Genomic DNA, 12,954 nt, shown 5'->3' on the forward strand with positions numbered 1-12,954 from the left:
CAGGACACCGCCATGAACGACCACATCGTCAAGAGCTACGACAGCGAGCTCAAGCGCCTGGACGGCGAGATCAAGCGCATGGGCGAGATCGCCACCGCGCAGCTGGACGCTGCCGTGGACGTGTTCCAGCGCCGCGACAGCCAGGCCGCGATGCGGGTGGTGGCCAACGACGAGGCGATCGACGCGCTCGAACACGAGGTCAGCCACGACGTGCTGCGCCTGCTGGCGCTGCGCCAGCCGATGGCGCGCGACCTGCGCGAGGTCTACGCGGCGCTGCGCATCTCGGCCGACATCGAGCGCATCGGTGACTACGCCGCCAACGTCGCCAAGCGCACCATCGTGCTCAACCAGACCACGCCGGTCTCGGTCGGCCGTGGCCTGCCGGCGCTGGCCAACCTGGCCAACGCCCTGGTCCGGGAGGCGCTGGCCGCCTACACCGAACGCGACGCGGAGCGCGCGATGGCCGTGCGCAGCCGCGACGCCGAGCTCGACGCGCAGTACACCAGCCTGTTCCGGGAGCTGCTGACCTACATGGCGGAAGACCCGCGCCAGATCACGGCCTGCACCCACCTGCTGTTCATGGCCAAGAACATCGAGCGGATCGGCGACCACGCCACCAACATCGCCGAGAACACCTGGTTCCTGGTCCACGGCGAGCAGCCCGAGGGCGAGCGTGAGAAGCGCGACCTGACCTCGCAGTAGGCCCGCCGCGGTGCCCTAGCCTTCGGGCGCGAATTTTTTCCTGGCTTCTTTCCGCCGGGATCGTTTGCGGCGAACGCCCGTCGCACGAGGGGTCTCTTTCCCGGACACGCCGTGAATCCATCCATGGAGGCTCATCGAAAACGTCCATGTTTTCGATGGTCCGGAAAAGAGACCCCTCATGCGACGGGCGCCGGACCCGCCGGGCCGGGATGAATGGTCAAGAGAAAAGCCGGTGAGCCCTGATTGCACGCCCAGCGGCCGCCACTTGGTGCGCCTGCCGTCTGCGTCACCCCTGCGAGGCGAACCGCCGGGCTTGCGAGCCTTTCGAGCCCGATCCGCCGGCCCGGATGGCCCGCGGGCCGACGTGCGCGAGGGTCCTTTCCCGGGACATCGAAAACAGGGACGTTTTCGATGAGCCCCCATGGATGGGTTCACGGCGTGCCCGGGAAAGGACCCGCGCGTACGGCGGACCTTCGCGACAGCCGAGCCCGGCCCAGGGATTTCCCAAGACAAGACAGCCACTTAGGCCAGCACGGAGCGCAACCAGGGTTCACCCGGCCCTGAGGAAGGTGCGGTAGAATGCGCGGGCTCGATGCGTGGTGCGGGAGAGGGTGGCGAAAGCCACCGCCGAAGGCGTAACGCCCGTAATCGCTCAGGACCCGGAACCGTACCGCGCGAGCAACTCTGGAGAGACCGGAACCAACCGGCGCCGAAGGGGCATGGGACGCAGGAAGCGCCCAAAACTCTCAGGCAAAAGGACAGAGGGGCGCCCCCGTGCATCCGTGCGCGGCCCTCCCCTATCGGTCCGGACCTGCCATGACCCGCGAATCCCTGCGTTCCCTCGAGCACCACGACGCCTTCCTCGAACGCCACATCGGCCCGAACGACGCCGAGATCGCCCACATGCTGCGCGTGGTGGGCCAGCCCAGCCTGGACGCCCTCACCGACGCCATCGTCCCGGCCAGCATCAAGTCGCCCGGCCCGCTGGCCCTGCCCGCCCCGGTCACCGAGGTCGAGGCGATCGCCAAGATCCGCGCCATCGCCGGCAAGAACCAGGTCTTCCGCAGCTTCATCGGCCAGGGCTACTACGGCACCCACACGCCGAACGTGATCCTGCGCAACATCCTCGAGAACCCGGCCTGGTACACCGCCTACACCCCCTACCAGGCCGAGATTTCCCAGGGCCGCATGGAAGCGCTGATCAACTTCCAGACCCTGTGCGCCGACCTCACCGGCATGGAGATCGCCAACGCGTCCCTGCTCGACGAGTCGACCGCCGCCGCCGAAGCCATGACCCTGGCCAAGCGTTCGTGCAAGTCCAAGTCCAACCTGTTCTTCGTTTCCAGCGGCGTGCATCCGCAGACCCTGGAAGTGCTGCGCACCCGCGCCGAGCCGCTGGGCATCGAGCTGAAGGTCGGCGATGACGCCGACGCCGGCAACCACGACGTGTTCGGCGTGCTGCTGCAGTACCCGAACACCTTCGGCCAGCTCAACGACTACCAGGCCCTGGCCGACGCCGTGCACGCGCGCGGCGGCCTGGTGGCGGTCGCCACCGACCTGCTGGCCCTGGCCCTGGTCAAGGCGCCGGGCGAGTGGGGCGCCGACATCGTCGTCGGCAACACCCAGCGCTTCGGCGTGCCGTTCGGCTTCGGCGGCCCGCACGCGGCCTTCATGGCCTGCAAGGACGCCTTCAAGCGCTCGATGCCGGGCCGCCTGATCGGCGTGTCGATCGACGCCGAGGGCAAGCCGGCCTACCGCCTGACGCTGCAGACCCGCGAGCAGCACATCCGCCGCGAGAAGGCCACGTCCAACATCTGCACCGCCCAGGTGCTGCTGGCGGTGATGGCCTCGATGTACGCCGTCTACCACGGTCCCGAGGGCATCACCCGCATCGCCCGCCGCACCCACCGCCTGGCCAGCCTGCTGGCGGCGGCGCTGCGCGGCGCCGGCATCACCGTCGGCCCGGATTTCTTCGACACCCTGCACGTGGTCGGCGTCGACGCCGCCGCGATCCACGCCAAGGCCGAGGCCGCGCGCATCAACCTGCGCCGCATTGACGCCGGCAGCGTCGGCATCAGCCTCGATGAAACCAGCACCCGCGAGGACGTGGTGGCGCTGGCCGCGCTGTTCGACGTCCAGGCCGACGTCGACGCGCTCGATGCCGCGACGCCCGATGCGCTGCCTGCCGCGCTGGGCCGCACCAGCAAGTTCATGCAGCACCCGGTGTTCAACACCCACCACAGCGAGCACGAGCTGCTGCGCTACATGCGCCAGCTGTCCGACAAGGACCTGGCCATGGACCGCACCATGATCCCGCTGGGCAGCTGCACCATGAAGCTCAACGCCACCGCCGAAATGATCCCGGTGACCTGGCCCGAGTTCGGCAACCTGCACCCGCTGGCCCCGGCCGGACAGGCCGAAGGCTACCGCCAGCTGATCACCGAGCTCGAGGCCATGCTGGTCGAGTGCACCGGCTACGACGCCGTCAGCCTGCAGCCGAACTCCGGCGCGCAGGGCGAGTACGCCGGCCTGCTGGCGATCCGCGGCTACCACCGCAGCCGCGGCGAGGCGCATCGCGACATCTGCCTGATCCCCGACTCGGCCCACGGCACCAACCCGGCCAGCGCCCAGATGTGCGGCATGACCGTGGTGGTCACCAAGACCGACGCCAACGGCAACGTCGACGTGGCCGACCTGCGCCGCGCCGCCGAGAAGTATTCCGACCGGCTTGCCGCGCTGATGGTCACCTACCCGTCCACGCACGGCGTGTTCGAGGAAGACATCGTCGAGATCTGCGAGATCATCCACCAGCACGGCGGCCAGGTGTACACCGACGGCGCCAACATGAACGCGCTCGTCGGCGTCGCCAAGCCCGGCAAGTGGGGCTCGGACGTCTCGCACCTGAACCTGCACAAGACCTTCTGCATTCCGCACGGCGGCGGCGGCCCCGGCGTCGGCCCCTGTGCGGTGAAGTCGCACCTGGCGCCGTTCCTGCCGCGCGCCCTCGACGCCCACGCGCTGCGCTCGCAGGGCCTGGGCGCCGGCGACGTCGGCATGGTCTCGGGCGCTACCTTCGGCTCGGCCTCGATCCTGCCGATCAGCTGGATGTACGTGGTGATGATGGGCGCCGAAGGCCTGCGCCGCGCGACCCAGGTGGCGCTGCTCAACGCCAACTACATCGCCACCCGCCTGGCGCCGCACTACAAGACGCTCTACACCGGCCGCAACGGCCTGGTGGCGCACGAGTGCATCCTCGACCTGCGCCCGCTCAAGGATGCCACCGGCATCGGCGCCGAGGACGTGGCCAAGCGCCTGATCGACTTCGGCTTCCACGCGCCCACGCTCAGCTTCCCGGTCTCGGGCACGCTGATGGTGGAGCCGACGGAAAGCGAATCGCAGCACGAGCTCGACCGCTTCATCGACGCCATGATCCAGATCCGCGACGAGATCCGCGCCGTCGAGGAAGGCAAGCTCGACCGCGAGGACAACCCGCTCAAGAACGCGCCGCATACCGCCACCGCGGTCTCGGCCAGCGAGTGGACCCACGCCTACCCGCGCGAACTGGCCGCGTTCCCGCTGCCCTCGCTCAAGCAGGTGAAGTACTGGCCGCCGGTGGCGCGCGTGGACAACGTCTACGGCGACAAGAACATCATGTGCGCCTGCATCCCGGTGGATGCCTACAAGGACGAAGCCGAGGCCTGAGGGCCCCGGTGACGACCATGGCGCGCGCCGCCCATCCGGCCTTGAAGTTGCTCTGGGCGGCGCTTGCGCTGGCGCTGCTGGCCTATGCCGGCGCCTGCGCCCTGATGTACTCGCAGCAGCGGGCGCTGATGTACTTCCCGCAGGGCACGCGGCTGGACGCCATCCACACCGACTTCCAGCTCGACCGCGGCGACGCGGTGCTGCGCGGCTGGGTACTCAATCCCGGCCGCGAGGATGCCCTGCTCTATTTCGGCGGCAATGCCGAGGCCGTCGAGGGCATGCGGACGCGGCTGCGGGCCTGGTTCCCGGACCGCACCGTGTACCTGCTGGCGTACCGCGGCTACGGCGCCAGCGACGGCGCGCCGGAAGAGGCCCTGCTGTTCGACGATGCACTGGCGCTGTTCGACCACGCGAAGGCCGCGCACGGCGAGGGCCGCATCGCCGTGGTCGGCCGCAGCCTGGGCAGCGGCGTGGCCAGCTACGTGGCCGGACAGCGGCCGGTGGACCGGCTGGTGCTGGTGACGCCCTTCGACAGCCTGGTCGCGGTGGCCCAGGGCCATTACCCGTGGCTGCCGGCGCACTGGCTGCTCAAGGACCGCTACGAATCGGACCGACACCTGGCCGGCTATGCGGGGCCGCTGCTGGTGGTGCGCGCCGGCCGCGACCGGGTGGTGCCGCCCGCGAACACCGACCGTTTGATCGACGGCCTGCCGAAGGCACCGCAGGTGCTGGTCCTGCCCGAAGCCAGCCACGACTCGGTGTTCAACGACGACGACGCGGCCGACGCCATCACCCGCTTCCTCCGGGACTGATCCGCCGCGGGTGCGATGCCCGCCGGCGCACGCTTACGTCAGCTGCGCCACGCCGACGCTGGCCGCGACCACGGCGCCCACGACCCACAGCACGTTCACCCGCGCCCACAGCATCAGTGCCAGCCCCGCGAGGGCGATCACCGCATCGGCCGGACCGCGCACGCCGGCGGGCAGCACCGTTCCCAATAGCGCCGCCGCCAGCAGGCCCACCACCGCCGCATTGATGCCGGCGATGGCCGGCGGCGCCCAGCGCCGTCCCGCCAGCGACCGCCACAGCGGCAGCATGGCCGCCACCAGCACCAGCCCCGGCAGGAACATCGCCAGCAGTGCGATCGTCGCACCCAGCGCGGGCGAGGCGCCGGTCGGCACCAGCGCCCCGAGGTAGGCCGACAGCGCGAACATCGGCCCCGGCATGGCCTGCGCCGCGCCGTAGCCCGCCAGGAAGGCATCGTCGCCGAGCCAGCCGCTGCCGACCATCGACTGCTCGAGCAGCGGCAGCACGACGTGGCCGCCGCCGAACACCAGCGCACCGGCCTCGTAGAACGCCGCCGCGAGGGAGGCGAGCGACGCCGTCCCGCTGGCCAGCAGCAGGGCGCCCAGCAGTCCCGACAGGAACAGACCCAGCAGCGCCCAGGCCGCGCCGCGGCCGTGGCGAACGTCCAGGCCCGCCGTCGGCAGCGCCGGCACGCCGCGGCACAGCCACAGGCCCAGCAGGCCACCGCCCGCGATCACCGCCAGCTGCCGCCACGCCGGCCCGCCGGCCAGCATCACCGCCAGCGCCAGCGCGGCCAGCAGCGCGCGCGGCGCATCGGGCACCAGGCTGCGCGCCATGCCGACCAGGCCATGCGCCACCACCACCACCGCCACCAGCTTCAGGCCGTGCAGCCCGGCCGCCACCAGCCCGCCATCCAATCGAGGCGCCAGCAGCGCCAAGCCGAACATCAGCAGCGCCGACGGCAGCGTGAACCCCAGGAACGCCAACAGGCCCCCGCGCCACCCGCCCTTGAGCAGCCCCACCGCGAACCCGAGCTGGCTGCTGGCCGGCCCCGGCAGCGCCTGGCAGATCGCCAGCAGCTGGGCGAACTCGGCCTCGGTGAGCCAGCGCCGGCGCACCACGAATGCTTCGCGGAAGTAGCCGAGGTGCGCGATCGGGCCGCCGAAGGACGTGAGGCCGAGGCGCAGGAAAGTGGTGAAGATCGTGAGCGACATGACGCGAAGTCTAGCCGCGCCCTGCGGCCCGCGCGTTGCGCCCCGACGACTCAGTGCGCGGATTCAGCGCAGGCCTTGGCATAGCGCACCGACTCGAGCTGCAGGGTCACGTGCCGAATCGCATGGTCATGCCGCAGGACGTGGTTCGCCTGCGAAAGGACCTGGTCGGGGTCGCTGCCGTCGGCCAGCACGAGGTGCGCGGTCAGCGCGCTCTCCGACGTGGCCAGGGCCCATACATGCAGGTGATGGACCTGCAGCACGCCCGGCACGCCCTGCAGCGATGCGCGGATCTCGGTAAGCACCAAGCCCTCCGGCACGCCGTCGAACAGCAGGTGCAGGGATTGCCGGAACAGGGACCAGGTCCCGACCACGACCACGGCCGCCACGCCCAGGCTGGCCACGGGATCAAGCCAGTCCCAGCCGAACCACAGCGCCAATGCGCCGGTGACCACCACGGCGACCGAGACCAGTCCGTCCGCGACCATGTGCAGGAAGGCGCCGCGGATATTGAGGTCCTCGCGTCCGCTCACGAACAGCCAGGCGGTGGCGAAGTTGATGACGACACCCACCGCGGCCACGACCATCACCGTCAGGCCGTCCAGCGGCGACGGCGTCCCGATGCGACCGATGGCCTCCCAGGCCAGCGAGCCCATGGCCACCAGCAGGAGCAAGGCATTGGCGAAGCTGGCCAGGATGGAACCGCGCCGCCAGCCGTAGGTGTGGCGCTCGTCCGGCGGCAGGCGGGCCGCGGCCAGCCCGCCCCAGGCCAGCACCAGCCCGCCGACGTCGCCCAGGTTGTGGGCGGCATCGGCCAGCAGGGCCAGCGAGCCGGCGCGCCAGCCGTACCAGGCCTCGATCGCGACGAAGCCAAGGTTGAGGCCGATGCCGATCGCGAAGGCACGCCCGGTGGCGGGCAGGGTCGGCGCGTGGTCGTGTGCCACGGGGCTACGCCCCCGTTCCGGCAGCCGCCGGCTGACAGGGCGCCGCCTCCGGCAGGATCAGGCCGGCCATGTCGCCCGGGCCGGCACCGGCCGCCCCGGCCGCGTTCACGGCCCCATGCACGGGAACACCCAGGACGAGCGGTCGCGCCCGAAGACGCCGATGGATGCGATGCGGGCGGTGGCCATGGCAAGGAATTTACCAAAGCCGGGCACCGACCTGGCCGGCAGCCGCGCCGCAAGGACCGGGGCCTGGTGCCGGGCACCCGGCGCCGGCGACGGAAAGGAATCCGTCACATTGTTCGACTATTCTGGAACCATGGATACGAACACCGCCCTCGCCGCCCTGTCCGCCCTGGCCCAGCCCCACCGCCTCGCCGTCTTCCGCTGGCTGGTCGAGCGCAGCCCGGACGGGGCCTTTGCAGGGGAAATCGCCGAGCACCTGGGCCTGCCGGGCACCACGCTGTCCTTCCACCTCAAGGCCCTGCAGCAGGGCGCCCTGATCCAGCCCGAACCGCAGGGGCGACACATCCGCTACCGCGCCGACCTCGACGCCGTGCGCGGCCTGCTGGGCTACCTCACCGACAACTGCTGCGGCGGCAACGCTTCCCTCTGTGAGCCCGTCGCCAGCCGGTCCGGCGGTTGCTGACCTCGCCTCCCCCTTCGAGACCCCCGACATGACCCTGAAGATCGGCATCAACGGCTTCGGCCGCATCGGACGCCTGGCCCTGCGCGCGGCCTGGGCCTGGCCTGGCGTTCAGTTCGTGCGCATCAACGATCCGGGCGGCGATGCCGCCACCCTCGCCCACCTGCTCAACTTCGACTCGGTGCACGGGCGCTGGCAGCACAGCGCCGGGCACGAGGACGATGCGATCGTGATCGACGGCCAGCGCATCGCCGTCACCCGGAACAAGGCCATCGCCGACACCGACTGGTCCGGCTGCGACGTGGTGATCGAAGCCAGCGGCAAGATGAAGACCACCGCCGTGCTGCAGGCCTACCTGGACCAGGGCGTGAAGCGCGTGGTCGTCACCGCACCAGTGAAGGAAGCGGGCGTGCTGAACGTGGTGATGGGCGTCAACGACCACCTGTTCGATCCGGCGAAGCACCGCATCGTCACCGCGGCCTCGTGCACCACCAACTGCCTGGCACCGGTGGTCAAGGTGATCCACGAGGCCCTCGGCATCCGCCACGGCAGCATCACCACCGTGCACGACCTCACCAACACGCAGTCCATCCTCGACCAGCCGCACAAGGACCTGCGCCGCGCCCGCGCCTGCGGCATGAGCCTGATCCCGACCACCACCGGCTCGGCCACCGCGATCACCGAGATCTTCCCGGCACTGAAGGGCCGGTTGAACGGCCACGCGGTCCGGGTGCCGCTGGCCAACGCCTCGCTCACCGACGCGGTGTTCGAGGTCGAGCGTGCGACCACGCGCGAGGAGGTGAACGCGCTGTTCGCGGCCGCCGCCGAAGGCCCGCTCAAGGGCATCCTCGGCTTCGAGACGCGCCCGCTGGTGTCGATCGATTACCGCACGGATCCCCGCTCGGCCATCGTCGATGCCGACTTCACGATGGTGGTGAACGGCACCCAGGTGAAGGTGTTCGCCTGGTACGACAACGAATGGGGCTACGCCCACCGCACCGCCGAGCTGGCGCTGAAGGTGGGCCGCGCGTGAGCGAGGCCGCCGCCCGGACGATGGCGCGCCAGTACCTGGTCATCACCGGGAACTACTGGGCCTTCACCCTCACCGACGGCGCGCTGCGCATGCTGGTGGTGCTGCATTTCCACCAGCTGGGCTACTCGCCGCTGCAGGTGGCGATGCTGTTCCTGTTCTACGAAGTGTTCGGCGTGATCACGAACCTGGTCGGCGGCTGGCTGGGCGCGCGCCTGGGGCTGAACCGCACGATGAACCTCGGCCTGGTCCTGCAGATCGGCGCGCTGGGGATGCTGGCGGTCCCCGCGGCAATGCTGACCGTGCCCTGGGTGATGGCCGCGCAGGCGCTGAGCGGCATCGCCAAGGACCTCAACAAGATGAGCGCCAAGGGAGGCATCAAGCTGCTGGTGCCGGGTGCCGAGCAGGCGCGCCTGTATCGGTGGGTGGCGGTGCTGACGGGGTCGAAGAACGCGCTCAAGGGCGTCGGATTCTTCCTGGGCGGCGTGCTGCTGGCGGCGCTCGGCTTCGGCGGCGCGGTGCTGGCAATGGCGGTGGCGCTGGGCGCGGTCTGGCTGCTCAGCCTGGCCCTGCTGCAGAAGGACCTGGGCAGGGCCAAGGCCAAGCCCAGGTTCACGGAGATGCTGTCCAAGAGCGCGGCCATCAACCGGCTGTCGGCGGCGCGGCTGCTGCTGTTCGCCGCCCGCGACGTCTGGTTCGTGGTGGCGCTGCCGGTCTACCTGGCCACGACGCTGGGCTGGTCGAACGCGGCGATCGGCGGCTTCCTCGCCACCTGGATCATCGGCTACGGCGCGGTGCAGGCGCTGGCGCCTGCGTTCACCGGCCAGCGCGGCGGGCATCCCCCGGGCGGCGGCACCGCCTTCGCCTGGGCGCTGGCGCTGGCGCTGCTGACCGCGGGCCTGGCGGCGGCACTGGCCGCGGGCTGGCCGGCGCAACCGGTGCTGGTGGCCGGGCTGCTGGCCTTCGGGGCGGTGTTCGCGGTCAATTCGGCCCTGCACAGCTATCTGATCGTGGCCCATGCCCGCGAGGACGGTGTCTCGCTGGACGTCGGCTTCTACTACATGGCCAACGCCGGCGGCCGGCTACTGGGCACGGTGCTGTCGGGCGCGGTTTACCAGGCCTTCGGGCTGGCCGCCTGCCTGGCGTTCGCGGCCGGCTTCCTGGCGCTGTCGGCCGCGGTAGTGCTGGCGCTGCCGCGCCCGGCGACCCCTGCAACCTAAACGCGGGTTAAACGGGACGCTTCCGGCCGCGCATCGCCCGGCCCGCCCCGGGGCTCTTCAGGGGGTATGACAGCAAGGCCATTCCGGGCCATGCTCACCACGACGGAGGAATGGCGATGATGCAGGACCTGGCTTGGTCCACCGACCTCGAGGCAGCCCGCGCCGGCGACCGGCCGGCGCTGGAGCGCGTGCTGGGGCGGTCCCGCCAGGACCTGCGCCGCTACGCCGAACACCACTGCGTGGTGAACGACGTCGAGGACGCCGTGCAGGAGTCGCTGTTCACCGCCTCGCGCCGGCTGATGGACCTGCGCCAGCTCGAAAGCTTCACCTCCTGGCTGTTCCGGATCGTCAAGCGCGAATGCAACCGCATGAAGCGCGGCCTGCGCCGGCTCATGCAGGAGCCGATCACCGAGGACATCGCCGCGGTCTGCACCCTCGAGCACCGCGGCCTGGCCCGCGACCTGGCCGCCGCGATGGAGTCGCTGCCGGCCCACTACCGCGAAATCGTGCTGCTGCGTGACCTCGAAGGCCTGACGATCGAGGAGCTGTCGCAGCGGCTGGACCTGACCCGCGAGGCCACCAAGGCCCGCCTGCACCGCGCGCGTTCACTCGCCCGCGAATACCTGAAAGACTGAACCCACCCCGCGGGCCCGCCCGCAATCCATAGAGAGAGATAGATCATGTCGAACAAATCCACCAAGTCCATCGTGATGGTCGCCGGCGCCCTGGTGCTGGGCAGCATGGCCCTCGCCAATTCGGCGTTCGCCATGAGCCCGCTGGGCCAGGGCTATGCGCTGGCCGCCAGCGACCACGGCGACCACACCGAGGGCAAGTGCGGCGAAGGCAAGTGCGGCGAAAGCAAGGCCGAAGGCGAAGGCAAGTGCGGCGAAGGCCATTGCGGCGCCGAGAAGGGCGAGCACGAGGGCAACTGCGGCGCGGCCAAGGCCGAGGGCGAAGGCAAGTGCGGTGAGGGCAAGTGCGGCGCCGACAAGGCCGAGGGCGAGGGCAAGTGCGGTGAAGGCAAGTGCGGCGCCGACAAGGCCGAAGGCGAAGGCAAGTGCGGCGGCCAGGCCTGAGATCGCGATGACGGCCATCCCTCCCCTCTCTCCGGTGGCCGCCGGCCTCGGCCTGCGGCGGGCCCTCATGGGTCCGCTGCAGGCCGCAGCGCCGGGAGACTTCGATTTCCTCGAATGCGCGCCGGACAACTGGATCGGCGTGGGCGGTCGCTTCGGCGAAGGCCTGCGCGAGCTCAGCGCCCGGCATCCGCTGGTCTGCCACGGCCTGTCGCTGTCGCTCGGCGCGGTCGAACCCTTCGACGAGACCTACCTGCTGAAGCTGCGCCGCTTCCTCGACGAACACCGGGTGCCGATCTACAGCGAGCACCTGTCTTACTGCAGCGACGACGGCCAGCTCTACGACCTGATGCCGATTCCGTTCACCGAAGAGGCCGTGCACCACGTCGCCGGCCGGATCCGCCACGTGCAGGACGCGCTGGGCCGGCGCATCGCCGTCGAGAACATCTCCTACTACGCCGCGCCCTACCAGGCGATGCCCGAGATCGACTTCATCAACGCCGTGCTGGCCGAGGCCGACTGCGACCTGCTGCTGGACGTGAACAACATCTTCGTCAACGCGGTGAACCACCGCTACGACGCCCACGATTTCCTGCGCCGCCTGCCGGGCGCGCGCATCGCCTACTACCACGTCGCCGGCCACTACGACGAAGCCGACGACCTGAAGGTGGACACCCACGGCGCGCCGGTGAAACCGGGCGTGTGGGACCTGCTCGACACCGCCTGCGCCAGCTTCGGGCCGCGACCGGCGCTGCTCGAGCGCGACTTCAATTTCCCGCCCTACGCCGAGCTGGTGGCGGAAGTGGCGACCGTGCGCGACACGCTGCGCCGCCATGCGCCCGCCGAGGTCAGCCATGCCCGCGCCTGAGGCGCTGCGGCGGCAGCAGTTCGCGCTGGCCGCGCACATCCGCGACCCGGCGCACGCCGCCCCGCCGCCGGGGCTCGAGGATCGCCGCCTGCAGGTTTACCGCGACCTGTTCTTCAACAGCCTCGAAGGGCTGCTGGCGGGCAATTTCCCGGTGATCCGCCAGGTGCTCGACGGCGATCGCTGGCGCGCGCTGGTGCGCGACTTCTATCGCGAGCACCGCTGCGCGACGCCGCTGTTCCCCGAGCTGCCGCGCGAGTTCCTGCAGTACCTGCAGGCCCGCGGCGTGCGTGCGGGCGACCCGCCGTGGCTGCTGGAGCTGGCGCACTACGAATGGGTGGAGCTGGCGCTGGACCTCAGCGACGCCGAATTGCCGCCGCACGACCCGGACGGCGACCTGCTGGCCGGACGCCCACTGCTGTCGCCGCTGGCCTGGGCGCTCGCCTATGCGTGGCCGGTGCACCGGATCTCGCCGGCGCACCAGCCCCGCCAGGCGCCGGCGCAGCCGACCTTCCTGCTGGTGCAGCGCGGCGCCAACCATCGGGTCAGGTTCAATGAACTCACGGCGCTCAGCTTCCGCCTGCTGCAGCGCCTGGCCGACGAACCGGCGCTGACCGGCCGCCAACAGCTGCTGGCCCTGGCGGCCGAAGCCGGCGCCGGCGACACCGACGCGTTCCTGGCCCAGGGCCGGGCCATGCTCGAACAGTTCCAGGCCGCGGGCATCGTCCCCGGCATCCACGCTTCCTGACGGAGACTC

12 protein-coding genes and 1 riboswitch are annotated in these 12,954 nt (G+C 70.7%); of the genes, 10 read left to right on the forward strand and 2 right to left on the reverse strand.

What is annotated here, in order from left to right:
* Positions 1–12: 12 nt before the first annotated feature.
* The 3 genes from phoU to VFQ84_RS08375 all read left to right on the forward strand — a co-directional run bounded on the left by phoU (position 13) and on the right by VFQ84_RS08375 (position 5,216).
* Complete coding sequence (gene phoU, locus VFQ84_RS08365) at positions 13–702, forward strand: phosphate signaling complex protein PhoU (RefSeq protein WP_325131150.1); 690 nt, start codon at positions 13–15, stop codon at positions 700–702.
* Between the two features lie 674 nt (positions 703–1,376).
* Positions 1,377–1,474, forward strand: a riboswitch (glycine riboswitch).
* A gap of 44 nt (positions 1,475–1,518) precedes the next feature.
* The gene (gene gcvP / locus VFQ84_RS08370) at positions 1,519–4,404 is read left to right on the forward strand and encodes an aminomethyl-transferring glycine dehydrogenase (protein WP_325131152.1); all 2,886 of its coding nucleotides are present in this window, start codon (positions 1,519–1,521) and stop codon (positions 4,402–4,404) included.
* 17 nt (positions 4,405–4,421) lie between these two features.
* On the forward strand, positions 4,422–5,216 hold the full coding sequence (locus tag VFQ84_RS08375) for an alpha/beta hydrolase (protein WP_325131154.1): 795 nt from the start codon (positions 4,422–4,424) through the stop codon (positions 5,214–5,216).
* A 33-nt stretch (positions 5,217–5,249) separates the two neighbouring features.
* On the opposite strand, the gene chrA is transcribed toward VFQ84_RS08375, so the two are convergent.
* Together chrA and VFQ84_RS08385 are read right to left on the reverse strand one after the other, a co-directional pair.
* Positions 5,250–6,425, reverse strand: a complete 1,176-nt coding sequence (chrA, locus tag VFQ84_RS08380) for a chromate efflux transporter (RefSeq protein ID WP_325131156.1) — start codon at positions 6,423–6,425, stop codon at positions 5,250–5,252.
* A 50-nt stretch (positions 6,426–6,475) separates the two neighbouring features.
* Entirely contained in the window at positions 6,476–7,366 is an 891-nt protein-coding gene (locus VFQ84_RS08385) for a cation diffusion facilitator family transporter (protein WP_325131157.1), read from the reverse strand.
* A gap of 316 nt (positions 7,367–7,682) precedes the next feature.
* On the opposite strand from VFQ84_RS08385, the gene VFQ84_RS08390 reads away from it, so the two are divergent.
* The 7 genes from VFQ84_RS08390 to VFQ84_RS08420 all read left to right on the forward strand — a co-directional run bounded on the left by VFQ84_RS08390 (position 7,683) and on the right by VFQ84_RS08420 (position 12,945).
* Positions 7,683–8,012: a helix-turn-helix transcriptional regulator gene (locus VFQ84_RS08390; protein ID WP_325131159.1), complete on the forward strand. Its 330-nt coding sequence runs from the start codon at positions 7,683–7,685 to the stop codon at positions 8,010–8,012.
* Positions 8,013–8,040: 28 nt separating this feature from the next.
* Positions 8,041–9,042, forward strand: a complete 1,002-nt coding sequence (locus tag VFQ84_RS08395; protein WP_325131160.1) for an ArsJ-associated glyceraldehyde-3-phosphate dehydrogenase — start codon at positions 8,041–8,043, stop codon at positions 9,040–9,042.
* Positions 9,039–10,259: an organoarsenical effux MFS transporter ArsJ gene (gene arsJ / locus VFQ84_RS08400; protein WP_325131162.1), complete on the forward strand. Its 1,221-nt coding sequence runs from the start codon at positions 9,039–9,041 to the stop codon at positions 10,257–10,259. The genes VFQ84_RS08395 and arsJ overlap by 4 nt, the downstream gene beginning before the upstream one ends.
* 119 nt (positions 10,260–10,378) lie before the next feature.
* Entirely contained in the window at positions 10,379–10,894 is a 516-nt protein-coding gene (locus tag VFQ84_RS08405) for an RNA polymerase sigma factor (RefSeq protein ID WP_325131164.1), read from the forward strand.
* Between the two features lie 45 nt (positions 10,895–10,939).
* Positions 10,940–11,335, forward strand: a complete 396-nt coding sequence (locus VFQ84_RS08410; protein WP_325131166.1) for a hypothetical protein — start codon at positions 10,940–10,942, stop codon at positions 11,333–11,335.
* 7 nt (positions 11,336–11,342) lie between these two features.
* Positions 11,343–12,200 (forward strand): DUF692 domain-containing protein, encoded by an 858-nt coding sequence (locus VFQ84_RS08415; protein WP_325131169.1) that lies wholly within the window; start codon positions 11,343–11,345, stop codon positions 12,198–12,200.
* A complete protein-coding gene (locus VFQ84_RS08420; RefSeq protein WP_325131171.1) occupies positions 12,187–12,945 on the forward strand; it encodes a DNA-binding domain-containing protein in 759 nt (252 codons plus the stop codon). Before VFQ84_RS08415 ends, VFQ84_RS08420 begins: the two co-directional genes overlap by 14 nt.
* The last annotated feature ends 9 nt before the right edge of the window (positions 12,946–12,954 follow it).

The organism is Arenimonas sp. (assembly GCF_035721105.1).
Lineage (GTDB): Bacteria > Pseudomonadota > Gammaproteobacteria > Xanthomonadales > Xanthomonadaceae > Arenimonas.